The organism is Paenibacillus polymyxa M1, assembly GCF_000237325.1.
Taxonomy (GTDB): Bacteria; Bacillota; Bacilli; order Paenibacillales; family Paenibacillaceae; genus Paenibacillus; species Paenibacillus polymyxa_C.
The window spans coordinates 5,463,356-5,490,079 of sequence record NC_017542.1; the positions used below are offsets into that span (position 1 = coordinate 5,463,356).

24 protein-coding genes and 1 riboswitch are annotated in these 26,724 nt (G+C 48.0%); of the genes, 3 read left to right on the forward strand and 21 right to left on the reverse strand.

Annotated elements, in window-relative coordinates:
- Window positions 1-27: 27 nt before the first annotated feature.
- The 10 genes from cobJ to PPM_RS24610 all read right to left on the reverse strand — a co-directional run bounded on the left by cobJ (window position 28) and on the right by PPM_RS24610 (window position 10,537).
- Complete coding sequence (gene cobJ / locus PPM_RS24560; RefSeq protein ID WP_016324846.1) at window positions 28-1,836, reverse strand: precorrin-3B C(17)-methyltransferase; 1,809 nt, start codon at window positions 1,834-1,836, stop codon at window positions 28-30.
- Between the two features lie 307 nt (window positions 1,837-2,143).
- Window positions 2,144-2,331: riboswitch (cobalamin riboswitch) on the reverse strand.
- Window positions 2,332-2,387: 56 nt separating this feature from the next.
- Window positions 2,388-2,942, reverse strand: a complete 555-nt coding sequence (locus PPM_RS24570; RefSeq protein ID WP_016324847.1) for a TIGR00730 family Rossman fold protein — start codon at window positions 2,940-2,942, stop codon at window positions 2,388-2,390.
- A gap of 198 nt (window positions 2,943-3,140) precedes the next feature.
- On the reverse strand, window positions 3,141-3,998 hold the full coding sequence (locus PPM_RS24575; RefSeq protein WP_016324848.1) for a uroporphyrinogen-III synthase: 858 nt from the start codon (window positions 3,996-3,998) through the stop codon (window positions 3,141-3,143).
- A gap of 101 nt (window positions 3,999-4,099) precedes the next feature.
- On the reverse strand, window positions 4,100-5,257 hold the full coding sequence (locus PPM_RS24580; protein WP_016324849.1) for a GerAB/ArcD/ProY family transporter: 1,158 nt from the start codon (window positions 5,255-5,257) through the stop codon (window positions 4,100-4,102).
- Window positions 5,258-5,300: 43 nt separating this feature from the next.
- Entirely contained in the window at window positions 5,301-5,525 is a 225-nt protein-coding gene (locus PPM_RS24585; protein ID WP_043921432.1) for a hypothetical protein, read from the reverse strand.
- Window positions 5,518-6,735: a Ger(x)C family spore germination protein gene (locus PPM_RS24590; RefSeq protein ID WP_016324850.1), complete on the reverse strand. Its 1,218-nt coding sequence runs from the start codon at window positions 6,733-6,735 to the stop codon at window positions 5,518-5,520. Before PPM_RS24590 ends, PPM_RS24585 begins: the two co-directional genes overlap by 8 nt.
- On the reverse strand, window positions 6,735-8,363 hold the full coding sequence (locus tag PPM_RS24595; RefSeq protein WP_016324851.1) for a spore germination protein: 1,629 nt from the start codon (window positions 8,361-8,363) through the stop codon (window positions 6,735-6,737). The genes PPM_RS24590 and PPM_RS24595 overlap by 1 nt, the downstream gene beginning before the upstream one ends.
- Window positions 8,364-8,542: 179 nt before the next feature.
- Window positions 8,543-8,881 carry a hypothetical protein gene (locus tag PPM_RS24600; protein ID WP_016324852.1) on the reverse strand — a complete coding sequence of 113 codons (339 nt, stop codon included), beginning with the start codon at window positions 8,879-8,881 and terminating at the stop codon, window positions 8,543-8,545.
- 15 nt (window positions 8,882-8,896) lie between these two features.
- A complete protein-coding gene (locus PPM_RS24605; protein ID WP_016324853.1) occupies window positions 8,897-9,610 on the reverse strand; it encodes a pirin family protein in 714 nt (237 codons plus the stop codon).
- A 69-nt stretch (window positions 9,611-9,679) separates the two neighbouring features.
- Window positions 9,680-10,537, reverse strand: a complete 858-nt coding sequence (locus PPM_RS24610; protein WP_013373535.1) for a LysR family transcriptional regulator — start codon at window positions 10,535-10,537, stop codon at window positions 9,680-9,682.
- Between the two features lie 180 nt (window positions 10,538-10,717).
- Here PPM_RS24610 and PPM_RS24615 point away from each other — a divergent pair, with 180 nt between their 5' ends.
- On the forward strand, window positions 10,718-11,725 hold the full coding sequence (locus PPM_RS24615) for a DMT family transporter (RefSeq protein ID WP_016324854.1): 1,008 nt from the start codon (window positions 10,718-10,720) through the stop codon (window positions 11,723-11,725).
- A 62-nt stretch (window positions 11,726-11,787) separates the two neighbouring features.
- Here PPM_RS24615 and PPM_RS24620 read toward each other — a convergent pair whose 3' ends face one another.
- From PPM_RS24620 to PPM_RS24645, 6 genes are all read right to left on the reverse strand, one after another.
- Window positions 11,788-13,776, reverse strand: a complete 1,989-nt coding sequence (locus PPM_RS24620; RefSeq protein WP_016324855.1) for a methyl-accepting chemotaxis protein — start codon at window positions 13,774-13,776, stop codon at window positions 11,788-11,790.
- A gap of 158 nt (window positions 13,777-13,934) precedes the next feature.
- Window positions 13,935-14,342: a DoxX family protein gene (locus PPM_RS24625; protein WP_016324856.1), complete on the reverse strand. Its 408-nt coding sequence runs from the start codon at window positions 14,340-14,342 to the stop codon at window positions 13,935-13,937.
- 122 nt (window positions 14,343-14,464) lie between these two features.
- Window positions 14,465-15,325 (reverse strand): M56 family metallopeptidase, encoded by an 861-nt coding sequence (locus PPM_RS24630; RefSeq protein WP_016324857.1) that lies wholly within the window; start codon window positions 15,323-15,325, stop codon window positions 14,465-14,467.
- A gap of 3 nt (window positions 15,326-15,328) precedes the next feature.
- The gene (locus PPM_RS24635; RefSeq protein ID WP_016324858.1) at window positions 15,329-15,742 is read right to left on the reverse strand and encodes a BlaI/MecI/CopY family transcriptional regulator; all 414 of its coding nucleotides are present in this window, start codon (window positions 15,740-15,742) and stop codon (window positions 15,329-15,331) included.
- Window positions 15,743-15,887: 145 nt separating this feature from the next.
- Window positions 15,888-16,727 (reverse strand): response regulator transcription factor, encoded by an 840-nt coding sequence (locus tag PPM_RS24640; protein ID WP_013373542.1) that lies wholly within the window; start codon window positions 16,725-16,727, stop codon window positions 15,888-15,890.
- A complete protein-coding gene (locus PPM_RS24645; RefSeq protein WP_013373543.1) occupies window positions 16,703-17,098 on the reverse strand; it encodes a Fur family transcriptional regulator in 396 nt (131 codons plus the stop codon). The genes PPM_RS24640 and PPM_RS24645 overlap by 25 nt, the downstream gene beginning before the upstream one ends.
- Window positions 17,099-17,286: 188 nt before the next feature.
- Between PPM_RS24645 and PPM_RS24650 the strand changes: the two genes are divergently transcribed.
- Window positions 17,287-17,604: a hypothetical protein gene (locus tag PPM_RS24650; protein ID WP_043921433.1), complete on the forward strand. Its 318-nt coding sequence runs from the start codon at window positions 17,287-17,289 to the stop codon at window positions 17,602-17,604.
- A 120-nt stretch (window positions 17,605-17,724) separates the two neighbouring features.
- Here the strand turns inward: PPM_RS24650 and PPM_RS24655 are convergent, their stop codons facing one another.
- From PPM_RS24655 to PPM_RS24665, 3 genes are read right to left on the reverse strand one after another with little or no spacing between them, the layout of a single operon-like run.
- Complete coding sequence (locus PPM_RS24655) at window positions 17,725-18,825, reverse strand: GerAB/ArcD/ProY family transporter (protein ID WP_016324859.1); 1,101 nt, start codon at window positions 18,823-18,825, stop codon at window positions 17,725-17,727.
- A 26-nt stretch (window positions 18,826-18,851) separates the two neighbouring features.
- A complete protein-coding gene (locus PPM_RS24660) occupies window positions 18,852-20,093 on the reverse strand; it encodes a Ger(x)C family spore germination protein (RefSeq protein ID WP_016324860.1) in 1,242 nt (413 codons plus the stop codon).
- Window positions 20,071-21,705, reverse strand: coding sequence for a spore germination protein (locus PPM_RS24665; RefSeq protein WP_016324861.1), 1,635 nt, complete (start codon window positions 21,703-21,705; stop codon window positions 20,071-20,073). Before PPM_RS24665 ends, PPM_RS24660 begins: the two co-directional genes overlap by 23 nt.
- A gap of 224 nt (window positions 21,706-21,929) precedes the next feature.
- Between PPM_RS24665 and PPM_RS24670 the strand changes: the two genes are divergently transcribed.
- Window positions 21,930-23,021, forward strand: a complete 1,092-nt coding sequence (locus PPM_RS24670; protein ID WP_016324862.1) for a diguanylate cyclase — start codon at window positions 21,930-21,932, stop codon at window positions 23,019-23,021.
- A gap of 86 nt (window positions 23,022-23,107) precedes the next feature.
- Here PPM_RS24670 and PPM_RS24675 read toward each other — a convergent pair whose 3' ends face one another.
- Both PPM_RS24675 and PPM_RS24680 read right to left on the reverse strand, forming a co-directional pair.
- Window positions 23,108-23,605, reverse strand: a complete 498-nt coding sequence (locus PPM_RS24675) for an Rrf2 family transcriptional regulator (RefSeq protein ID WP_016324863.1) — start codon at window positions 23,603-23,605, stop codon at window positions 23,108-23,110.
- A gap of 66 nt (window positions 23,606-23,671) precedes the next feature.
- Window positions 23,672-26,593 carry a glycoside hydrolase family 3 protein gene (locus PPM_RS24680; protein WP_016324864.1) on the reverse strand — a complete coding sequence of 974 codons (2,922 nt, stop codon included), beginning with the start codon at window positions 26,591-26,593 and terminating at the stop codon, window positions 23,672-23,674.
- Window positions 26,594-26,724 lie beyond the last annotated feature (131 nt).

Consider the following 26,724-nt stretch of genomic DNA (forward strand, 5'->3'; position numbering starts at 1 on the left):
ATCCGGTTCATCAAGCCTACCAACCGACTAATCACCACAAACCGCGTTCACTTCTACTGTTGCCGGTGCATCTTCATGCCGGAAACCCGCAACGATGCCTACACGTTTGAAAAACTTATGAAAACGCTCGTTCGGATGCCCTTTTTCCTTGTATTCAGCGATAATACTCTCCACGATGTCCGTAATCTGATCACCCGGAATTCCTTCCGCTACGGACTGAGCGGCATGAGCATTACGGCCGAATTTTTTGCCGCCGAGGAAAAGATCATATCCTCCCTTGCGGTAGACAATTCCGATATCCTCCAGTACCGCTCCATAGCAGGCCATGCCGCATCCGTTCAAAGCAATGCTCGTTTCCTTGGGTGCCTGTAATCCGCCGAGTACAACCTGTAGGTGCTCAGCCACAGGCACTGCGTCATCCTTCTCCATATTGCAGAAGTCGCATGCCTTGACCTTAAACACATCGCCGATCGGCATGACAATGAATTGTTCATCCCGCAACTGTCCGACCAGTTCCTCGGGGTCTAGGCACGGCACGCGCAGCACAATCTGATGATCTGGCGTGTATTCCAGCTCGCCGTCATCACCCGCTACCTCGGCGAGCAGTGCCATCTGCCGAGCAGTGAACTTCTTGTTTCCCACGCCCGGGGAAACCCCCACTTCAAACAGCGCTGGCTTGCCAAAGCCGCCTGGTGCCTTCCCAGCCGCAGCTCCTGCTCCGGCCCCTGCTGCCGTTCCAACGGCGCTCTGGGCGGTAGGCGCTTGCCCGCTCCAGCGAGCGTTGGCTTCGCCTGGCAGCTTGCCGCCAACAGCAAGGCGACCGAGCGCCTCTGCTGCCAGCGATGCTGGGGCCGCTCCGGTTTGCTTCGCAGGCGTCACCTGTACAGCAGCCATCGCTTGCGGACGTGCTTGCGTCGCAACCGCAGCACCGCTCGCGGAAGGCTCAGTAGGCGCAGTCAGAGTTCCGCCTCCCTGCGGTGCACTCAGCGCGCGATCCTCTTGCGCGCCCAGCGACCACGGCTCCGCTTCCGTGCGAAGCCGCTGATGCGGTTTGAGCACCTGTTCGGTCGCGTCCAGCGTGTATTTACGCTGATAGCCGCGTGGAGTCACGATTAAGCCGTCATACACTGTCGTCGAGGAATTGCCGATGATTACGGTCGTCAGCATCCCGATATCATGGTTCAGCATATCTTCCAGCGTCGTCACAATAACCTGCTGACGTTCACGATAAGCACTCTTCACCAGCCCAACCGGAGTCTGCGGATCACGGTAACGAAGCAAAATGGACTGCGTCTCCACAATCTGGCGGGTACGCCGACCACTACGCGGGTTGTATAATGCAATCACAAAATCAGCCGAAGCCGCAGCTTCTACACGCTTCACGATTGTTTCCCACGGGGTCAGATGATCACTCAAACTGATCGTGCAAGCATCATGCATAACTGGCGCTCCCAATAACGAAGCACAGGATTGAATAGCCGAGATCCCCGGCACAACTTCCACCTCAACCCCGTCCTCGCGACGCCAGCCTTTTTGCATCAGCACTTCGTACACTAGCCCTGCCATGCCATAGACCCCAGCATCTCCACTGGAAATGACGGCTACCTTCTTGCCCATCTCTGCTTGGCGAACCGCCTCCTGCGCACGGCTTACTTCCTCTGTCATCCCTGTGCGTACAATCTCCTGTCCGTTCAACAAGGGACAGATCAAATCAACGTAGGTATTGTAGCCGATAATGACCTCACTTTCGGCCAGCGCATCCAATGCACGTTTTGTGATATGTTCCATATCTCCTGGTCCAAATCCAATCACTAGCAATTTTCCTAATGGGCTCATCGTGCTCCTCCTATCATCCTTTTCAGGGCAGCTATACTATCTATTTCAATAATTTGTGGCATCCTGTAACTCGAAAAAACCCCATCCTGCCCGGATGGGGTTCCTATGTACGTATCTCTCTCATCAGACGAAACAGCGTAAGAGGACAGTCTTGTCTTCCTCCAGCCTGCCGTTGTTTTCCATCTGTTTTGTTTGCGCTTCAAACGCTGCTGCACGTTCATATCCACGCAAACCTGTAACCAACATGGAAAAAGCAACGTGTGCCTGATTTCCTGATTTCGTACACCCATCCTCTCCGCGAAGGTTAACGGTGCATACAGATCAAGGTAGGTCTCCTGGCTTGGCATCAACGGATTCTTTCGTCTTCCCCGTTTTGTACGAGTGACCATTTAAAAGAATCCTCTTCCTTACAGTGGCGGGACCGCTCGGGACTTGCACCCGATTCCCTGTTACCCTTTGCTCAACCGCAAAGGCACCTTGTCTGTCCGCTATTTGATTATGGGTCTTATCATAACCTTGCCTCAATCAGTTGTGCAAGCACGAAAAAAGCTTTATTTCAAGTTCTCTGCCTTATTTTTCAGCATATGCAGCAATTCATCCGGGTCCGCAGAGATACTCAGTAGTGCTGGATGATCAGCTCCGGTAAACCCTTCCTGCACGCTATGACGTACCATTTCTATCAACGGGTCAAAATATCCATTCACATTCAGCAGCCCAATGGGCTTGCGATGTATGCCGATTTGCGCCCAGCACAATACCTCGAACAACTCCTCAAAGGTTCCCAAGCCACCCGGAAGGGCTATAAACGCATCGGCCATCTCACTCATCGCCGCTTTACGTTCATGCATGCTTGCTACCTCAATAAACTCGGTAACTCCCTGATGAATGATCTCTGCATCGAATAACAGGGTGGGCATAATGCCGGTGACCTGACCGTCACCCGCCAGCAGTTCATCCGCTACTTTACCCATCAGCCCCCTGCTGGAGCCACCATAAATTAGACGGATATGCTGGCGAGCCATAGCTTCACCCAGCTTGCCTGCGGCCTCAACATATACCGATGAATGTCCAGGTCTGGACCCTGCAAATACACAAATAGAATTCATAAACGTCTCAGCTCCTGTCCTCAATATCATGCATCGAAACTTATTCATTATATTAGATAAATATTTTCGCTATAACAAAAAACTTTGTCGATGCATGTCCAACAAAAAAAGATAAAGACCTCGAAGGCCCTTATCTCTATTTTACTCTGTATTCGTAAATATAAGTTCATTTTAGCTTACTGCATTATCATTTCTAGCTCATTTCAAATGACCGTTCACGCTCTTCAGACCACAGCCATTCACCGAATCACTATGTTCAAAATATTTGCCCAGCTCCACCATCATCGCACCCATGCGCTCTTCAGTTGGAAACACGACTCGTTCAATCCCTTCTTCCAAAATGGATTGTGCGGTCACCTTGCCTACCGAAACAGCAATTACATCTTCACGAAAAGCTTCCAGTAAATCCTCAAATCGATTTTGCCCTCTCGCATATTGGGCCAAGAACCGGATTTGTGGGCCACTCGTGAACGTAACGGCATCAATCGTACGGTTTATAACATCATCTAGTAACGCCTGCAATTTTGCTTCTTCAGGTGGGATATGCTTATAAGGAAGTACTTGGCGGGTCACTGCGCCCTGCTTATCCAGCCACTCTACCAACCGGGGGGCCGGGTCTCCATGCAGTTGCAACAGCACTTCCTTCCCCTTCAGATCATATGGGCCAAAGGCCCGTGTCAATCCGATCAAACTTCCGTCCTCGTCCCGTACTGCTGGCGTAAAGCCACGCTTTTTGAGTCCATTGACCGTCTTGTAGCCCCGTGCTGCAATGTTGGAGGATTGCAGCAGCTCTATAATCTGCTCGGCCACGCCCATATCCTCCGCCATATCGAACAGAGCATCCAGTCCCATACCGGTCGTGAAGATGTACCAGTCCGGAGGGTTCTTCACCCACGATACAACAGCGTTGCGCAGCTCGATATCATCTAGAAAAACAGTCCCCTGGGCCGGACGCTCTACTGGCTCGCCCCCCATCTTCATAACTAGCAGTGCCATTTCTTCTGCTTTACGGGGACCGGCAAGAGCGACTCTCTTACCTGCCATGCGTTGTGCCATGCTGTTGCCTCCCTTGTAGAAGTCATATTTCTTTCTACCAAGTATACAATCAGAGAGGCAAAACACAAATAAGAATTACTTTTTCGATAAATATAGTAATCTTATAAGTGGGTGTGTCCTGTTTCGCTTTCCTGCTGGCCTTCTTTCTGATCACTTCTATCCCTCTCCCTACCAGATGAGGACTTATCATCGTTGCCACTCCCTTTAAATTTGGGCCGTAGCAACATCCACAGCAAGAAGGGCATGAATACAAAAAAAATGACCATCACCGCAGTCCATTCCCGGCTAAAATCATAAATTTGTACGATATTGGAGAACAGCATAAACGAACAGACATAACCTAACAAACCTACGGGCCAAACCATCAGACTCCCCCAGACATGGGCAAACATACGCTTTACCGCCAAACTGGTAACGTACAGATCAACTCCAATCTTCGTAAGAAAGGTGGGTACGGTCAGTGCTGCCACGAACAAGTCGAACCGATCCAGGAAGTCCGTTAGCTGCAACTGACGCACCAGTTCATACGATGGATAAAACAGTCGTGACAAGATAGGAACTCCAATCACTAACTCCGACAGCAACACCAGCATGATCAGAATAGCGGTTCCGAGTAAATGCCCAAACCATGCACTACGTCCATTATAGCTCTTCCCAGAAATCACAAAGGGAACGATCATGATATCGGCCATATATCCGAGCATGCGCCAGCTACCCTTGATCACTCCATCTACCTCCGGATGTAAATAGGGTCTCAGCATTGAAAAATCCATATTACCTCCAAAAAAAAGCGGCATAGTCAACAGCGTCACAATCAACAACGGGACAAAAATCTCGGTCATATTGATGAGTGTACTCATTCCACCTTTAACCATAAATACCATAGTCAATAGCACAATAAGAGATACGACCACAATCGGAGTCAGCGGCAAAAGCACCACCTCCACCAGATCGGTAATAATCCTCAAATCCCGCGCAAAAATGATCAGGAATAAAATAAGGTAAATTGCAAGCAGTAAACGCCCCAGCACAGGGTGAGAGCTTACCATCGCCTGCATCAGATCCTGATCAGGAAAGCGCCGCTTGAGTCTCAACATCGCCCAAATCGGCAAGCATAGCACAATAGCTGCAATTACACAGGTCCAGTAGGCATGCTGATTCGCGTGATCTGCTGCCTGCGCTGGAGCATGTATAAGAGTAATACCGACCTCCATTAATATACCAAGCAGCACAATTTGTCTGGTTGTGAACTGTTTCATGCAGGTACATCCTCCTTTTTCCCGCAGGCATCCATTACACGATTTACAACACGGTGGGGAGCCACATGTCAATAAATCGGGTCAGCCAAGTAGCCACATAAACAGTGCTCTTCGTCGATGTGCCGTAAATCCAGATACCAATGCTAATGACATACAGTACGCGGGAGACCCAGCGATTGACGGCAGGTGCATTGCTAATACGTTTACGGTCAATCAGATACATGAAGAGCATAGCCAGCAATAAAGGTAATAGAAATACTTTATTCATTCTGGATTTGCTCCTTTTTGACCCCGAATGGTTTGGTGACCGCACCGATATTCTCAATATGGACGACCGGATCTATGGTGACCTCCACCTTGGGATACAATTGCTCCCACTGAGGTTTAATCCGTTTCCACTCATCCGGGTGATTCGTAATTATAGCCCGGCCCAAGCCAAGCACGTCTGAATGATACTTTTGCTGGATTTCCTTGACGGCCTCTCCCAGCTCCCTCTTGATTTCCTCGACCGTCTGCTGCTCCAGCCACTTCAAATTTTCCTCTCTGGAAATATCGAAGCTCGTCTCATTTTCCTTCACATTCCCATTGCAGTTCATATGAATAGTCATTCGAATTTCGTTCCCCCGAATAAAGGGCTTGATATGGACTTTATTTTCGATGAGGTGCACAGATATGTAACCTCTACCTTTGGGAGGGGGGATAAAAATTTCTGTTTCCTTGGCTTGCTCCATACCCAACAGTAGAAACCGGCTGAGGTGATTATCAATAACCCCTGTTAACCTGTCTTGTCGAAAGACAGCCAGTCCATCGACCTGAATATTTGTCTTCTTGTCTTTAAGACTATCAGGCCCATTCTTCACCAGAGACATTACCGGCACTACCGGATCAATGCCTTCCAGCAGGACGGAATTCATCAGCAATTTAACGGAACGAGGGTTCTTCATATAGGAAAAGTTGAGCTCACGCACCATTTCCGCTGGATATTGCTCAATCGGAGCATCTGCCTGAAGCATTTCCATCGCTGACCCCTTTGTGATAACAACAAGGGAAGACAGGCGGTTCTGCGGAATACGTGCAATGACATCCATCATTTTGTTAATCCCTTCTCGTGCCAGCGTCTCCCCGAGCAGCAGCACCCGTCGATGAGAATAATTCAGCGTCCGCGAAACCTCTCGCTGTTCCTCAGTACTTGCTCCCCGAAAGCTTGGACCTGTTTTGGACTCCAGGTAGTAGGACTTCGTACCACTTGTACCTCCCCCTCCTCCTGTGCTGCCCGAAGATCCGAGCTGTCCGGGCAGAGCAATTTGCATCGTTACCCGGTATTGATCGCCTTCCTTATCAAGCCCGGTCCCCATCACAAAGGCCACATCATTCACTTCACGACGATCCCAACATCCTCCCAAAAGAACAGAACAAAGCAGTAGACAACAGAGTACAGCTGCTTTACGCATTTGCTGTGTATTCGATGTGGGCTTCATCACCATCCCTCCTCGGTTTTAGGCGATCCATTCATCTCTTTCTTCGCTCGTTTGTTGTTGTCTTTACCAATCCATGAAGGACGTTTGGTCATTTTCCACCAAGGTGCACGGACGATAATATCCTTTTGATCCATATGGTTGTACGGGCTATATCCACTCATATAAGGGACACCAAACGATGTTAGCTTGGTTAGATGCGTAGCAATCAGCGTTGTCGCAATAATGATGCCAAACAATCCAAATAAACCAGCCATCAGCATGATTGGAAATCGCAGCAGACGAACCGTAATGGCAAAATTAAAACGCGGTATGGTAAACGAGGCAATACCTGTGAGCGACACAACAATGACTATTGGCGCCGATACGATCCCTGCCTGTACTGCGGCCTGCCCAATAACGAGCGCGCCCAGGATACTGACGGCCTGACCGACCGTTTTGGGGAGACGAATCCCAGCTTCTCGCAACGCCTCAAAGGAAATCTCCATCATCAACGCTTCCACCAGTGCTGGAAAAGGGATGGATTCCCGAGCCGCCGCAATACTCAAGATGAGCGTCGTCGGCAGCATATCATGATGATAGGTTGTCACCGCTACATATAATGCTGGCAGAAAGAGAGCCATGATGAGAAAAAGAAACCGAATCCAGCGCACCATATTACTGATGAAGAAGCGCTCGTAATAATCCTCGCTCGCTTGCATCATCTGCCACATCGTGACTGGTCCAATCAGGGCAAAAGGCGTTCCGTCCACAAAAATGGCAAATCGTCCTTCCAGTAATTGCGCGGTGACGGTATCCGGACGTTCAGTGTATTCCATTTGCGGAAACGGCGAATATGGGTGATCCTCGATCAGTTCCTCAATATATCCAGTCTCCAGAACACCATCAATTTTAATATCGCTGAGGCGCTTTTTAACATCCTCCACCAGCTTCGGATCTATGATCCCTTCAATATAGGTAAGGACGACACTCGTTTGGGTTTCTGTTCCGAGGGTCATGCTGTGCATCTTGAGCTTGGAGGTCTTCAGCTTGAATCGTAGCAGTGCCGTATTCACGCGAAGTGTCTCAGTGAAGCCCTCACGCGGCCCGCGAATAACAGCTTCAGTCTGCGGTTCCTCCACGCCACGGCGGACGCCCCCCTTGGCGCTGAAAATATAAGCACGAGGCGTGCCATCTACGAACAGAGCGGCATTGCCGTCCAGTATCGCTGCCGATACCATCTTCCATTCGTCCATCGTTTTGGTCTGGGACATGGAAATACGAGTCTCATCCAGCGGCTCCAATTTGCCATTCACTTCAGGGTCCTTGAGCATCATGCCCAAGATGACAGGCCGCAGGATATGATCCTGCAAATCTTCTGATTTTACCGTACCTTCGAAATATGCCAACAATCCTTTTCGTTCAGGGGAAATCATGAGCTCTCGGTAGACGATATCAGAGCATTCCTTGAAAATACCACGCAATGCGACCCTATTGTCTTCCAGACTGCTGCGCAGTGGCTCTTCTAGCCATGAAGACTCCGGCAGCCCTTTAGGCATACGAGAAGAATTTCGTGTTTTGCGCTCACCGGCTGGAATCGCTCTCTGGCTCCACGGTAGCTTTGGCAACTTGGGAAAGCGCCCTTTCTTCATCGTTAGTCCCCCCTTTACGAATAAGCCGATCAGGTAATATGACCTATAGGATGTACCAGCCTGCAAAGGATTATGTATCCAATGAACTCACCATCTTGAACACATAACAAAAAGACCCTGCAATGATGCAGAGCCTTCGAAAATCGATTATACATCCGAACATTTATGATTAAGAAGATTTAGTCTCCCCAATACTCCTCGGGATGGTATTCAATCTCAGAACCAGCTTCAAACGTAAGCTCACCGATCTGATCATGATACTGCACACTTTCCGGGGTGACGTAATACCAATGCTTTACCACGGGTCCACCGTCTGCGGGCGTTACAAAACGAAATACGTTCAGCTCCTCGCTGAAACGCACAATCGCCTCCGCTGCCTCACGCGGCAACTCTTGAAGCGTGAAGCGAAACACGCCGTTCGCCAATTCCAAACGACAATCAAAACGCTGCTTGCGGCTGTCAGCAAAGCTTCGCCCCGTGACAGCATGCTTGATCAGCCATGTTTCCTGCTGCGCCATTGTAAGCACCTCCTTTTAGGGTAAATCAATCAGCATATAAAAAACAGAATCTTCTGCCTTCAGTGATAGATTCGGCTCCTCCTCTATACGAGCAGAATCACGCCCTTGCAGAAGATGTTCACCATTCACACGCAGTGAGCCCTCGATGACGAACAAGAACACGCGCCGACCCTCGGCCTGTGTAAATTCTACTTGTTCCCCGGGCTGAAGCTTGCTTAAATAAATCGTTAAATCCTGATTGATTGAAGCTATTTCACCCTCCGTGCCTGGTACACGCTTTCCAGCAACGACAGGCAGAAGCTGACCGTGCAGACGCTCCGTATTGAACGCTGTAGTCTCATAGGAAGGTTGCAATCCTCTCGTGTGCGGACTAAACCACAATTGCAGCAGACTGACATCCTCGGTTTGCGAAGCGTTGTGCTCCGTATGAATGATGCCGCGGCCCGCTGACATTCGCTGAATGCCTCCAAAACGGGTCACCGCCACATGTCCACGGTTGTCTTCATGACGCAGCTCCCCATACAGCACAATGGAGACAATCTCCATATCGCTGTGCGGATGCGCCCCAAAGCCCCGGCCCGGTGTGATGACATCGTCATTACAGACACGCATAGGACCAAACGCTGTATTGTTCTCATCCTGATACTCCGCAAATGAAAAGCTGTGGCTCCCCCGCAGCCATCCCTTATCGAAGCTGAATCGGGAAGCAGCCGGATATATTGTAAACATAATAGCCCTCCTTCAGGATGAACAATGAGATCAAATCCCTCTCATTGTACCCGAGCCCAAGCGATAAAGCTACGCTTCTGTCTGAGTGGTAATCTCATCTATAAAAGACTGCAAGGTACTGGTAACGAAGGCCTCCTTACGGCGGATAAACACCGTTGTCACTTCATTGTAAGGCTCTGGGATGGCATGACCGCACACAAGACCTTGAGCCACCAGCCCGCTGATCGAGGATTCGGGAAAAACGGTCATTCCAATGCCTGCCGCTACACTGCCGATAATCGTCTCAAATGTCCCAAACTCCATAATCCGCTTGGGGATAATCCCCTCCATTTTGAGCCAGGTTTCCAGTCTTCCCCGATATCCGCAGCCTTTTTTATATACCAAGAGCGGACGAGTTGCAAAATCGTCAACCGAAAAGTCACTTCCTTGAGATACGAGGACCAGCTTTTCCTGAAAGACATCAAACTGTTCAATGAGCGGATGCTTGACCGGTCCGGTTACAAAGGCTCCATCCAGTCGCATTTCTGCAACCTCCTGCACTAGTGATTCCGTAACCCCGGCCTTAAGGGACAATTCGACATCCGGGTACTTACTGTAGTAAGCATGTAAAATGGCCGGAAGGGCAATGACAGTCTCCACGATACCAATCTCCAATACCCCTGAAGGTGCGGAGGTGTTCTGAAACGCATGCTTCATTTCCTCAAATTGCGATAAAATGCTTTTCGTATATTGCAGCAGACGCTTACCCTCAGCATTGAGTATCATCCCCCGCTTATGTCTATAAAATAAAGGCGTCTGCAGCTCCTTTTCCAGTAGCTTGATTCTGGCCGTTACATTGGACTGGACGTAGCTAAGCTCGGCTGCAGCCTTGCTGACACTGCCATGTGCAGCCACTGTCTGGAAAATGTTTAAATCGTTCAGATCCACTACTGTTCCCCCTTATTGTGAAGGGCAAGGGCCACCAAAATTGACGTACCTTGTCACTTATCATCATTTTAAATGATCATAATGTTTATTTTCAATCATTTTACCAACAGCTTCCTATCCTTTATGATGTGTCCATAAGATATGTCCGCTGAGACTGGCAAGGAGGAGCTTTTGTACACCATGAACAAACAGATCATGACCGGATCTTTATTATGCCTGATCGCCAGTATGTCCTGGGGGGCGATGTTTCCGGTTTCGCACATTGCATTACAGCATATTAATCCACTGTACTTTTCATTTTTACGCTATTTATCAGTTACACTCATATTAATTGTGCTATTGTGGCTCAAAGAGGGACGGACTGCATTTCGCTTTGAGGGCAAGGGCAAGGTGTTATTGTTCTTCGGAACTATGGGATTTACCATTTATAATATGGCCGTTTTCCAGGGACAGCACGCGATGGGGGCAGCAGGTACCCTTGTTGCTTCCATTATGGAAGTGCTAATGCCGATGATCTCCATTGCGATGGTGTGGGTCATGACCCGTAAAATGCCTCCAAAATATACATTAATCAGCATGTTGATTGCGCTGGCTGGAGCATTACTGGTTATCACGAACGGCAAATGGACCTTTTTCACGCTTGCCGGACAACATCTATTGGCGCTGCTGCTTATTTTCGTAGGTGTCGTCGGATGGGTCGTATATTCCATGGGAGGCAGTCATTTTGCAGGGTGGTCTACTCTTCGATATTCAACCTTGACCTGCCTGCTTGGAACTCTGGTCTCTTTTGTAGTCGTGACCTTTGCCTCTGCTTTCAACTGGATTACGGTGCCGGATTGGCAACACGTATGGTCAGTCAAATATGAAATGAGCTTTATGATCCTGCTTCCAGGGCTAGCGGCCTTGCTGAGCTGGAATGCCGGAATCCGCAAGCTGTCTCCGCTGAACGGAATTCTATTTATTAATTTTGTACCGATTACCACGCTGGTACTTATGTATTTCCAAGGCTATACCATTAGCCGTTATGAACTGTATGGGACTGTACTGGTCATTTTCGCACTGATTCTGAACAATATGTTTCAGAGAAGTTCTCTGCGTCCATCCAACAGTTCACGGGGTGCCCGTTTCCGTCTAGATCGCCGCAGTCGTTCAACGGTGACTTCTAACCCTGCAAACCAAAAGTTTTAATAAAACATCAAAAAGCGCCTGGATACGGAATATAACCTCCGGTATCCAGGCGCTTTTTCATTTTAGGATTTTTCTTCAACCTGGAAACGTCCAACCAGTTCGCGCAGCTCCTCTGCCATTTGGCTCAGGTCTGCTGTGGATGAAGCAATTTCCTCGATGGAAGCAAGCTGTTGCTCAGCCGCTGCTGAGATCGACTCGGTGTTGCTCGCCGCCTCGTCCGAAATATGGGAAATATCGCTCATAATATCCACGACACCTACAGTCCCCCGTGCCATTTCCTGAGTCACTCCGGTAATGTCATGGATATGCCCCATCGCGCGTTCAACAGCCTGACTGATTTCCGCAAAGGAATGCTCCGATGTGGTTACCGAATCAATACCTTCCGTCACCCGTACCCGTGCTTGTTGCATCGCGCCTAAAGCATGGTTCATATCCACCTGCATCGCTTCAATGCGCTCCGAGATCAAGGTAGCCGATTTGGCAGATTCCTCAGCCAGCTTGCGTACCTCTGTAGCAACCACGGCAAATCCTTTGCCATGGTCCCCAGCCCGTGCCGCCTCAATGGATGCATTCAGTGCCAACAGATTGGTCTGTTTGGCGATACCGGATATAACACTGATAATATTCACGATTTCACCTGAACGCTCACTCAGGGAGTCCATAGCCTGTCCAAGATCATGAACAGTCTCGTCGATATCATGCATTTTCTGTACAGCCTGCGTAGCCGCCTTGCTGCCTTCCTGTGCCGACTCGGCATTCATCTTCACATGTTCAGATACACCCACCATGCGTTCAGATACGTCCGCTGCTTGCTGAGCCAGTCCCTCTATACTCACAGAGCCATGCTTGATGCTTTGCAGCTGACGTTCGCTGCCTACAGCTACTTCCTGAATAGCAATAGTAACATGCTCAATGGCTTGGGTCGTCTGATCTGCACCCGCAGCCAGCTCCTCCGCTGAAGAGCTTACCCGATCAGTTGTTTCGCGTACGCTTCGAATCATCGTGCGCAAACTGTCCACCATGGTTTGAAAGTGAGCAGACAGTTCGCCTACCTCATCTGTTTTTCCCGTTTCCAAATCGCCCGTCAAATCTCCTTCACTGATTCGTTCTGCTGATTTTTGCAACTTACGGATCGGAACCAGAACAGAACGGGTAATCAGGAAAATTGCGATAAGCGCAATCACCAACGAGGCAGCCAGCACAATAATGGTTACATAACGCATGGCAGCGGTAGCATCGCTAATCTCGGATTGATAGAAGGTACCTGCAATTTTCCAGCCGGTATCCTCATTCGTTACATAGGTCAAATATTTCTCGCGACCTTCATGCATATATTTAAAGTTCCCACTCGGCGCAGTATACAATGTATCAAGCACATTCTCCTGAGGAGATGAGCCCGGTTTAGCCGTAGGGTGGACTACAAATTTCTTCGCATGATCCAAAATGATGATATACCCCTCTTGGCCCACTTTAATAGAGGCCAATTTACGTACACTTTCCAGATTTAAAGAAATACCGATAACCCCGGACTTGTCGGAAAGCGTCTGAGATACTACGACAACAGGAATACCCGATGAATTGATGATAACAGGCGTAATTGCAACCTTACCGGGCTGCTTCATCGCTTCGATGTACCATGGTCGTGTGCGAGGGTCAAATGTCCCTTCATCCTCTTTGGGTACCCCCCGGATCATCAAGCCCTCTGGTGTACCGACAAAAATATCCGTAGCATCTTCGTGCAAGCCCTTGTATTGGATCAGCTTGGGCTCAATCAAGGGGCTATTTCGACCATCAATCATCGAACTGTCAAGTCGCCCCGCCAAATATCTCACATCTTTGATTTTACTGGCGATTGCATATTCAATAATTGAGTTAGCCGTCGCTACCCCCTGATTCGCACTGCTGTGGAGCTGTTTTTCCATAGCATTATATGATGATTTATAGGTCGCACTGGAAATACTTAAACTCGGAATCAGCAAAACAAGTAAAAAACCTAAAATTAACTTGTTCCTGAGTGTCCAAATTGTCTTTCTCTTTCGCCTTGTTCCCATGTATCTTTCTTCCCCTTTGCTCAAAAAGCGATATATTTGTATTACATTCAATGTTAGTTATATCGGTTGAAAGCAGCAAATGATTTACAAGAAAATTTCACAAAGGAGCAAAACAAAAACCGCGTCCTATGCTACTAAGGACGCGGTTATATGAATATTTAGACCTGTACGTTACTATTTTCAGCCTTTTTAGGGCCAAACAACTGATCCACTGCCAGAAAGCGTCCACCGACCAGGGTTTGCTGAAGACTGGTAAATAAAATCAGGAGATCAAATTCAATCGAGCCAAAAGGCTGTCCTTTTTTAGCAGTGAGCAATACACCGATCATTACGATAGTCAATGCTGCTCCAGCCAGTCGTGTTCCAATACCCAGAACCAGTGCAATGCCTCCAACCAGCTCAACCGTAGCGACCACAGGGGCCATCCAGCCAGGAAGTCCGAGGCTCTGGAAGAAGCCGGAGGTTCCGTCTAGTCCCTGAAACTTCTGTGCACCGTGGACGATAAAAATAACTCCTGTAAAAATTCGTACCAATAACAATCCAATATTCGCAAGCGTTTGATTCATGTAAACTCATCTCCTTTTAAATTGTGTACAGATTAGGTAATTACACTACAATGCGTAGTGTAATATACGTCAAGAATCGGCAGCGCACAAGGCGCCACCCTTTAAGATAACTTTTGACCAAACTAGATTAACGCCAGTGTAAACATAAGCGTCAGCATGATTAGTACATAGCCTGAAAACATAATCGAACGCCAAGGCATTTGAATGATCGGCTTTTGTTGAGGGTCTAGAATGCGTGAGATCCGATAATTAATGGACGTTTCTGCAAAAGAGGAACAAGCGGCGGAGTTTACCAGACGGGCATTAGCAGGTGTCATACTCAGAAGCTTGAGCAATGCGCTCCCAATCCCAACCGGTGAACCGGCTCGATGAATCGCTTCGTTATCCGCCAAGATTTCACGGGCCGTCTTGTAATGGTTGGTAATATGACGTAGCACCGGCAAATAAAACAGCTGTGTAGCGCACATTTGCAGGAACCAGGTCTTCAATGGATCATAATGTTTCATATGATATGCTTCATGGTATATAACCGCTTCTTCCTCATGCTTGTCCAGTAAGGACAACAGTGCAGAGGACAATACAATACGCGGCTTCCATAACCCCATGGTGAAGGCAGCAGGCTTGGCATAATCAATGACCCAAATCCGATCGGTCCCGAGTTCACGATATCGCTCACCCAGTGCTTCGGTCAACGGCAGGTCGCGCATTCGGTGCAGTCTGCGGAAAGCCGCCCTGGTAGCCATACACTGTCTGACTGCTTCTCCTCCGGCGATACCGAAGGTTACAAAAACCAGTCCGCTGAGCGCATCCACCATGTAGCCGATTCCGTAGTGCTGCAACAAACTTCTGCAAATTTGAAACACGTTAAAATTCAATTTCCAGCCGAAAACATGCTGCCCGGCGTACATCCCCATCTGCATAAGGGCAAAACCCGAAATCAAGGCGCCTGCTGTAAACAGTAATTTAGAACGTGTTTTCCACATCGTCTACATATCCTTTTTCCATTGTTTAATTTTTTGTTCCAAACGTTCGATCAAAATCGGATCAGCTACTTCCAGAGCATCAATCATATGATTGACAGCAAGCGGACCAAATTCATCCACCAGTTCGTGACTCAGCTCTTTGGATTGCTCATCCATAAACTCTTCTCTGCTTAAGACAGGACGGTATAAGGACGTTCTCCCGCGTATACTTTTGCTCAAAATCCCCTTTTCCACTAAACGATTCATCACGGTCATTACCGTATTGAAGTTAAAGTCCCGATCCCCCTCCAATGCGGTCTGCACTTCTTTGATACTCCGATCCGAAGTGGACCATAAAATATCCATGATTTTGGCTTCCAGAGGCCCAAAAAATCGGTTAAGTCCGGTTTCGCCAGCTTTAAAATTCAGTCGTTTCATAAGAAGCACCTCACACTACCGATTGTAGTGTATGTATCCTGATAAAGTCAACTGTCACACCTAGTGTCAACTTTAGGGTTCGTATATACAAACCGCCGAATGGTCTCCATCCGGCGGAAATTCATCGATATTCATAACCTTCCGTTTAATCTGCCAATCTGTATCCTACACCTCTTACGGTAGCGATATATTCAGGCTCCGCAGGTCGATCGTCCAGCTTCTTGCGCAAACTTTTGACATGCACATCCACAACATTGCTGCCGCCAACAAAATCAGTTTCCCAGATATCATGCATCATTTGCTCGCGCGAGATCACTTTTCCTTGAGAATCTATCAGCTTCAGCAGCAAATCGTATTCCGTTTTGGTCAGATTCAATGGATTCTCTTCCTTATATACCAACATTTTATCACGATCAATCCAGATGTCCTTGAACACCGTACGACGGCTGGTCTGCGCTGCCTGGCGGGAAATCACCGGATGACGCACAATCATCCGCTCGATGTCATGCACCATTTGGTTGGATGCCAGTGGCCATACCAGCACCTCTTCCGAAGGAAGCAGCTCATGCGCACGTACAGACATCCGATCCTGAACTACATACATGACTGGTGTATCTTTCATGTATTCATGTTCAAGGTCATTGCGGATATTCAGCAATTCACGCCGTGGATCGGTGGCGGTCAAATCGTAAATCAAGAGGTCGCTCCCCAAATGACGCTGTACTTCAGGCTCCCAGCGATGGAAGACCATCACGTCAAAACACGCATCTGACAACGTACGCACCACACCATGGACTACACCCGGTACGGAACTGATCAGAATGATGCGACGTGTGGTCGGACAATACAAAGGTTCATTAGAAGGAACGGTCTGCACCGCAGGTGTAGACGGGGCAGACAACATCGATGTCCAACTGCCCTTTACGCGTCTAGGCATGTCAGCCACTTTAATACGATTCGTTACTTGATTCGCTTGCTTTGACATTCCTTACACACTCCTCCGAATACGACATGGGCATGGGCAATGGTATATCCCGTTTCATGCGCAACCGTATCAATCCAATCGTGTGGGACTTCACTCATCACTTCATCTACTCGGCCGCATACCTGACAAATAATATGCTGATGATCGTCCATTCGACCGTCATAACGACTAGCAGCTTCTCCTAGTTTCAGCTCACGGATTAATTCCTTATCCGTTAAATAACGTAATGAATTATAGACCGTTCCATAGGCCAGATTATAACCGCGCTCCATTAGCCGATTCATAACATCGGCAGCAGTAGGATGATCGTGGGCCTCACGAACCACATCATATACCGCTTGGCGCTGCGAAGTTAAATTTAGAGTTCTCATACCGCATCTCCCTTAATCAACGCAGATTATATTTATTATAAACTTATAATCACAATAAAAATTAATTTAGAATAAGTATAAATCTTAATTTATTTCAAGTCAATGAGATCGGATAAATTGTGCCGCTTTGCAACACAATGTATACATGGAGTACATGCTTAGCCTATTTACAATCGGAGGGATAGTTTATGAAGATACTGTGGATATTCACGCTTTTCATGCTGCTCATGCTCGGAACAAGTATATCGATAAAATGGCTTTTCGGTGCCCGTCATCCTTGGGAACCTATTTCATTGGCTTTTCGCACGATGCGACCATCGGAATATGTCGTTCTGGCAGGAATGCTGATAGTGTTCTTTATAAATGTGGGCAAAAAGCCAATAGGAAACACATTTCGCTTCCTGTTCTCGCAATGGTCACGTTTCCTCAAAGTTTCTACTCCTTCCTCTGCTTCTTCGCAAGAGAGCCAGCAGAAAGAACAAACAAGGGATAACGCAAACAAATAATGAATGAAAGAACAAGGCACCCTTACGACCGCATTTCCCAGAATAAAATGGAACATCAAAATGAGCATTTGACCGATACCGATGTTTTCTTGTCGGCAAGATGATGACTCTTGAGATATTTTACCCTCTTTTTTTATTCCAGGTCTTTCTCAGCCACGACACGATTAGCAGCAAGATAGGAAAAAACACGGCAAATATCGGAAACAGCCATTTCAGCACTAACTCGCCTGTTTGAAGGTGATCTTGATAGTTCAGTGCCATCAATACACAAGAGACTAACATGATCAGACCAAATGGCAGGATCAGTTTATGGTAAGGTATTCTCAATACATCCTCTGCGGCTTTAACCGCGGCATAATAGAAAATCAAAATTTTAAAAAAATCAAAAATAATAACGCTCATCACGCCGATGACATCGACTCTGTCGATAAAATCAGATATTTCGACCTTACTGATCATCGTGAGTAGCGGGTAAGTCGCCCGTTTGAACACATCCTCTCCCAGTGCAAGCACATTGGACAGTGTAATAATAGACAGGAGCAGCCCTCCCAGCAATATAGCGGAAATCCCTATCCCATTGGCACGGTATTCCTTTTTTAATGTAGGGAGAATCATCGCAAACGTAACCATCTCGCCGTACGGTAGCATCACGGCTTGCGAATAAACAACTTGCCATATCGGCTGCCAGCCATGCTCGGCTATGGGCAATATATTGCCCATATCTACAATGCCTGCCAACAAAATTAATATATTCGTAGCAAGGCCCAGCAGCAGTAGCAAAATCAACATGATGATGGCCGTCCGGCCTGCAACCTCGATTCCCAAATACACCACATACATGACAAGTACAACCATTAAACCACAGATGACTGTCAACGGCGTATGCTGAAGTGTCCGGTCGGCAATCAGGATCCCCGTGTCCCGAAGATCCCGTGCTCCGCCGTAAAGAAAAAACACGATATATAAAAAAGCAAGCGTACTCCCTGCTTTCTTCCCCAAAAGGGTTCTGCAGTACTGTGTCATTAGCAAGTTGGGAAAGCGTTGGTGAAGGCTGCCATAGCATACAAAAAGCATTGCCCCCAAAACCGTGGAAATGAGGATGGCGATCCATGCATCCTTGCCCGCATTCCTTCCGGGAATAGACATCATGGATGTGCCCATCTCAAACAACACCATAAGAGAGATCATCTCTTTTGCACCTATCTGTACCCTTTTTTTCATGGCCTTCCCTCCTTGTTCTATTTTCACTAGTCTGATTCTCCCTTGGAATATGGGTTAGTCCGCGACTGAGTGTGTTTCAGTACAGAAGTCACTTGAACACGAACGGTGCTTTCCGCAAAATAATGGCTCCAATCAGAAGAGAGTTTTTTCCATTGTTTGGGATAGCTCCTCTCCAGCGCAAGGCCAAAGCCTATTACATCGCTGCGGGTACGCTGAACCTCCCTGACTGTTGAAGTGATCAATTTTTTCGTCTCCTCTGTCCATTGCTCCTGCAATCTTTTCATCGCCTCCGGACTTTGTAAATTAATCGAGCACTCGGCCTCCTGTATTGCCCCGGTCTGTTTTAAGTTAATCACAAAAATAGGCTCTCCTTGCTCCATCCGAGTGTGTATATTGGTTGCAGAAAACAAGGTTTCGATGCCAATGGTTTCCCTATTCTTCCCGCAGCTCAGTGTTGTTTGGGCACTTTTCACCTTGTTGTTGATCATAGACAGTCCAATGGCCCGGTCATCGTCCAACCAGCGGACAAGCCGATCCTTTTTGAACACCCCCATTCCGTTAATGTGAACAATAGCTTTCGGTAAAATATTGTCCACATTGCTCTTGCTTGGGGCCTGCTCCAAATTCCCATTGACCCCTATGCCCGTCAGCACAGGACCGCCACCCTTATGAGACAGGCTGCGAATGACATCGTCGATAGTCACCGCGTAATCCCCGGCATACAAACGCTCCGATGTTTCCAGCTTTCCTGAAATATCATTGGCAGGAATACGGCCGATCGCGGTCATGATTGCCAGTACATCCTTCCCAGTATTACCACGTACCACCAGCATTTTCACTGGCAGTCGGATTTCTGTAGACCTTTCCAAAAAATCCATCGTATCGCCGATTCCAGCCCGTGCCAGCTTTTCACCAATAACGACCAGTTTGGTATGCGCCATAGAAATGACCCGCGGAACCCTTTGTGAGGCTCTGCGGAGCGCTTGAAACAGATTTTTCCCCTTTTCCCGATACAAAACGACAGGGGTATCTCCTCTCGCTTTGGCTCCAGCGATTTCATCTGCCACGATCACTTGCAGGGAGACCTCATATTCTGACTCCCCCACTATATCAATTCCTATCCCCGCTACTACTGCTCTCTGGTTTAACTCCACAGAATCCCAGCAACCGGATAACAATGGAGCGAACAGTAACAGGACTAAACACAGTCTCCCTATTCTTCCCTTAAAAGTTACTGCACTTTGTTCATTCCTCTTCCCCTGATACACCCTGATTGCCCCCCTCCTGCATCGGCGTGGTTTTATCAGAAGAGGAAGTTCCGCTTCCATCCTTCATTCGTTTCTGATTCTTAGACGTAATGCTTTTAGGACGTTTCTTCATCATCCAGAATGGAAGTCGCAATACGGCATCCTTTTGGCTCTCTAGCACAAAAGGACTGAAAGGCGCCATGTAGGGCACCCCGAACGAACTCAGACTGTTCATATGAGCAATTAGTGCAATCAGCCCCAATGTAATGCCGTATAGGCCCATGGACGCAGACAGTATCATGAAAATAAATCGGCACAATCTCCCGGCCACTGCCATGTTATAGGCTGGGATCGCGAAACTAGCTATCCCTGTCAGGGCTACTACAATCGTGAGCAGCGGGGTGACAATTCCGGCTTCCACGGCCGCTTGTCCCAACACAAGCGCTCCTATAACGGATACCGTTTGACCACCCGCACGCGGCATTCGAATACCCGCCTCACGCAAAATCTCAAAGGTGACCTCCAGAATTAACGCCTCTAGAAATGCCGGAAAAGGAACGGATTCCCGCTGAGCCAATATGCTGATCAGCAGTGGAGTCGGTATCATTTCATAATGATACGTTGTTAAGGCAATGTAGAGAGAAGGCCCCAGAATAAGAATAATGAAGCTGATATATCTAATGAGGCGGACCACCGTCGCCATATCGTAACGCTCTTCATAATCCGAAGAATTCTGAAAAAATTGGGCAAATATTGTGGGCATCACCAATACAAACGGATTTCCGTCTATAATGAGCGCCACTCGGCCCTCCATAATATTGCTGCTGATGGTGTCGGGTCTTTCCGTGTTAAAGATCGTTGGGAATGGTGTGAAATGATTTTCTTGTATCATCTCCTCAACCATGCCGGACTCAAATACAGCGTCAATATTAATGCTTTCTACCCGTTTACGAACCTCATCTACGATGCGTGGATTTGCAATATTCTTCATGTACAGCATGGCCACATTTGTGAGGGACGTGCTTCCCACTTGGAACATCTCCAGTGTAAGATCGGAGCTTTTAATCCGTCGCCGGACCAGAGAAATATTCGTGAACAGGGATTCCACAAAACCATCTTTTGGTCCTCTGACGACTGTCTGGGTGGTTGGCTCACTGACCGCGCGTGTCTCTCCTCCACGCGTACCGCACGCAATCGCTTTTTCACAGCCTTCTAATAGGATGATCGTGTCCCCCATTAGTAGTTGTTTCATCATGGAACTCCAATCATCGCAATCCTTCACTTCTCCCAGCGTAAGCGCGTGACTCTGTATTTTTGTGTACAGCGCTTCTGCGCTCTCGACCTCAGCAGCCACTTCAGCAGATGGGCTGCTAAGCATGGATTTCATGATGAGTTCATTCACCGTATCCGTCTTGGCCATACTATCCAGAAACACAATAGCGGCGGGAACATCCTCTCTAATCCCCACTTTAAAGCGGCGAATCAGAAAGTCCGGGCTATCTGATGTCAATTTCTTAATTTGCTGCAGGTTGGTTTCCAAGCAATTCTCGATTCTTAAATAGCGCGGAGAATTTCCATTATTCTTATCCACACCCGATTTTCTATTATGTTTGCGATAGGGATAGCGAATCATGAGCAAACCTCATCTCCAAAATGGCAGCAGTAAACACTACCTATTTCCTAATTAATGTATCTTTGGAGTATGCTCAATCTATTCCCAGTTATGCACCAAGCACATGATCGAAACATTATAAGTCAACCTAACGTAATAAATTTTAATAAATTTTTCTTTTTTAAGCCTAATGTCAGTTCTTTTTGATAAAATGAAGGAATATGCCTCTCGGGAGGGTTATCATCTTGTTCAGTACGTTTTTTGTAAATACCTGTATCCTTGTCACCTTTTTGTACATAACCGGCCTTATTTCACAAAGGTATAAAATCCGTCTACACACCTTAACGCATAAGGTGCATTGGATCGGAGGCGCCCTTTTCGGTTGCTATGGCATTGTTATCATGTACTACTCTATTCCAGTAGGATTTAATACCATTGCTGATCTTCGTCATCTGGCTATCGTAGCTACCGCAACTTATATCGGCGGCCCGGCTGCGCTCATGGCAACGCTTTTTATATGTCTAGGCAGACTTTTGCTGTTTGGTATCAACAATCAAGCTATCGTAGGCGCCGTTTTTATGCTGCTTGCCGGTCTGGGGTGTACTGTACTGTCACATTTGTCCTGGTCACGTTTACCCAAGCTGATGATTATGAATGTTTTTGCTTTGGGCATTATATTCTGTCCTCTTATGATTAATTTGAAAAATCTCGATGATGTTCTGCACGTGTATCCGCTCCAATTCTTCATTTCGATGGTCGGCGGATGTCTTCTGTACCTCATTGCTGAATCTATCAACACATCCAATGAGCTGTTACTTCGACTGGAGCATACCTCCTACACAGACCATCTCACTAATTTAAGCAATAGAAGACAGCTTGAGTTCTCATTGGAAGAGCAGCTCCCTCAAGCTCGTCAACGTCATGAGCACTTATCTGTACTGGTGTTGGATATTGATCACTTCAAGGAAGTCAATGACACCTATGGGCCTGCGGCAGGAGATGCAGTGCTGCGCCAGCTTGGGCAGATTTTAATGGAAAAGTGCCGTACTAATGATGTAGTCACCCGCAGCGGGGGAGAAGAATTCACCGTACTTTTGCCGAATTGTGCTTTTCGGCAAGCACTACGCATAGCTAATCAGATTCTTAGTGGAGTAAATCAGCACGAGTTTATTTTAGCGGACGGGCTTATTCTTAAAGTCACCGTGTCCATCGGCGTGACAACCTTTCCTGGTACAGGAGAGGATATATCCGGAGCAGCCCTGCTGGAACGGGCGGACAAAGCACTATATGAAGCTAAAAAAGCAGGACGTAACCGGGTTTGCTCATATGAAATATAATTGAGGCAAGATCTTTACACAGAAATAGCCGATACAACCCTCTCTTGAGGATCGTATCGGCTATTATCCTTTTAAATGAAAAGATGTTACTCCCTTTGGGAAGATGACTTGGTATCCTTATCTTCAGTATGATTGCAATTCCCTACCACAAGCGATGTACGCTTGGCGAGCGAAGCAAGCGTATGAGATTCCCATACTTCCAGCATACGACGTTCACTCTCAGCTAAAATCTCAGATACGGCTATCGCCAACTCCCCGCAAAAAGGGTTCGTCTCCGGTTCATGCATCATACCCGGGAATATGGGATCACATATTTCAATGGCATGGTATATATCAGCAAGTGTAATATGATCCGCCGAACGGGTAAGCACATAACCTCCCTCGCGCCCTTCACGTGCTGCAATCAAATCTGCCTGCACAAGCCGCGTCAGCACCCTGCGCACCAAAGTAACCTCGCAATCAATGGAGCGGGCAATAGAACCGCTGGCACAAAGTTCCCCGTGTTTTTCCAAATAGACAAGCGCCTTTAACGCAATTCCAAGCCATTTGGGCGTTGCGGTGCGTAGTCTTTTTTCACTATTCAAATGAGATGACACCCCTAAGCTGTAGAAACTTCGATGAATGCATTGTACGTGATGTCAGATGTAAGTTCAAGCCTGAAAGCCGGAACCCTCTGGATCCCTAGCGCCCAAAGTAAAATGACCCAGTCGCACTTCCCCACTGAGCGACAGATATACATCACGGATGCCGGAGGCTGATCGTACCTTTTCCGAGAGTGTCACCCATGCTTGTGCCCCTCCTGTATTGCCCACGTTGATGCGCGCCACAGTAGGGCTGTCCGGCGCATCCAAATGCAACTCGATTGCTGCATCACTGCTGTTGCCTGACACGCGGCACTGGAGCTTGACCACACTCACCGTATTCATGTCTACGCCATGAAAGGCGATCCAACCAGAACGTTGCGGTGAACGGGGACGTACACAGGCCTCCTTTTGCTCCTTGCTTTCATCCAGCAGGATGTCGAAGCAATCATCAAAGTTTTCAGCTCGTATCCTTGGTCCAGCTTGTCGTGGTGGAATAACTTCACCCCGAACGTACACAGGATGCTCCAATCGAATATCTGCTGAGGAGGCGCCTGCCAGCAGGGTATATTCACCGGATTCCACGCAATAGCCATCCCGTGTTACATCCCAAATCGCCCAATCTTTCACTCGAACCGTAAAAGTAATTGTTCGCGTCTCACCTGGCTCCAAGCGAATGCGTTGAAATCCGCACAACGTCTTCAATGGGCGTTTTACGCGCGAAGCTTCAGAGCGTACATATAGCTGTACAACCTCTTCGCCAGCAGATTCGCCCCGGTTCGTCACATCTACCCACACCTGGAGAGTATCCGCGGCGTCAAGTGTAGCCATAGATTTAACATTATCCTTATGGGCGTCTGTACGCAGATCACTATATTCAAATGGCGAATACGTTAGCCCGTGTCCAAATGGATATAACGGTTCACCTTCAAAATATTGATAGGTACGACCGCTGCGAATGATATCATAATCCTTGATATCACCCAATTGATCCTCGCTCTGAACCCAGGTCATGTTCAGACGCCCTGCCGGTGCATAATCTCCAAACAATACATCCGCTATGGCTGTACCATACTCTTGTCCCGCATGAGACGTGTATACGATCGCTGGAATATGTTCTTGAAGCCAAGGAATCGCAAATGGATAACTGCCCGTCAGAACCACAATCGTATTCGGATTGACACGATATACCTCCTCGATAATTCGTTGCTGGGAAGCAGCCAGTTCCAAGCCTGGGCGATCATTCTCTTCCTTTCCGTTAATAAGCGGGTGATTTCCAACGAATACAATCGCTGTATCTGCCGCTTGCGCAGCGGCTATCGCTTCCGCTAAGCCATCCGATACCGTCTCTATACGGAAAGTCTTATCGTTGAAGTCTGAGACGTTAGGTGCAGGACTTGCGGATTTCATCACCTTTAATAAGCCCTCAGTTCCTGCGATCACTGGCTTACCGTTCCATGTGGTCCACAGATGCTCTCCTTGTTCCACAGGAGTCAGTCCAAAGACCTCTTTAACATACCAGCCATACGCTTCATCAGCTGTCACGCGAAGCGTCTCCTCGTCGCTCGTCACATAGGTACCCAGATGTTCATCATGCAGCGTCACGCTACCATAGCCCCAATCTGTTATGGTCAATACCGTTGGCTCTCCATTCTGGGACAGGCGCATATCGCCTGAAGAATTAACTGTGAGCTTCGCGCCATCAGTCGCCGCCGTCAAGGTCACACGATCTTTGGCATCGGAGTACACGACACGTTCTTCCGCGCTCCCGCTTTCCAGCTTGGCACGAATCGCCTCCAGCGGTGTAACCCGGTAAGGCAGCGTACCGGAATACCAATCGTGGAACACCTCATTGCCATGCGAACCAATGACCGCTACTTTGCCGCACTGGGCAGGGTTTAATGGCAGAAGTTCTTGCTCATTTTTGAGCAGTACGATCTGCTCCCTCGCCGCACGCAACGACAATTCACGGGCTTGCTCTGTCATTAAAGCCTCCTCACCGATGGACGCATAGGGATTGTCTGCCGCCGGATCAAATTCCCCCAAACGAAAACGAACACGGAACGTATGGAACAATGCCCGATCCAAGTCTTCTTCTTGTAGCAATCCTTGCTCCAAAGCTTCTCGAATTGCCTGCTTGGAGAGCTCCGCATCATCCGTAATGCTGTCAATTCCTGCGCGAATAGATTCAGCCACGCCCGGCGTATGGGAATCGTAATATTGATGGTCGTTTACAATCCCCATAACATCTCCCGCATCACTTACGACAAAGCCGTCCATTCCCCATTCGCCTCTGACAATATCGTTAACACCATGGTACAACGTAGCAGGCGTTCCGTTAATCAAGTTGTAGGAAGTCATCATCGACTGGGCTCCGCCTTCCGTAAAAGGCTTCTCGAAAGCTCTTAGATAATATTCCCGCAGGTTTCGGGGGTCTATGCTGGAGGAGCCGACTCCCCGGTCCACTTCATTATTGTTACCGAGAAAATGTTTCAGTGTTGCAACCGCTTTCAAGTATACCGGATGATCACCCTGTATCCCCTTGACTAACTCCTTCGACAATTCTCCCGTCAAATACGGGTCTTCGCCGTAGGCTTCCTCGTTACGTCCCCATCTTGGGTCACGCTCCATATCCACTGTAGGTGCCCACAGGGTCAGACCGTTCAATTTTGGGTCACGACGATAGTAGACACGCGCCTCATCTGCAATAACAGAGCCGATCTGCCGCATTAACTCCGTGTCCCAAGTACAGGCCAATCCCACAGGCTGAGGAAATGAAGTTGCCTCCCCCAACCAGGCGATCCCGTGTGCCGCTTCCGTACCGTGCTTGTAAGCTGCAACTCCCAAACGGTCAATGGCCGGCTGGTATTGCAGCATAGATTCGATCTTTTCCTCTAAGGTTAGTCGCGACACGAGATCCCGTACACGCTCGTCCAGGTGAATCTTCGGATCTTGAAATAAATATTCGATACCCGTTGTTTCATGACTCAAATCCGTCATCTCCTTAGCTTCATTAAGATGATAAAAAGTCCTTTCACGAAAGCGCTTTATATATCATAGCGAAAAAGGAGCACACCGGCAACAATACCGAAATCATCCTAAATTGGATGAAAGTCAGACTA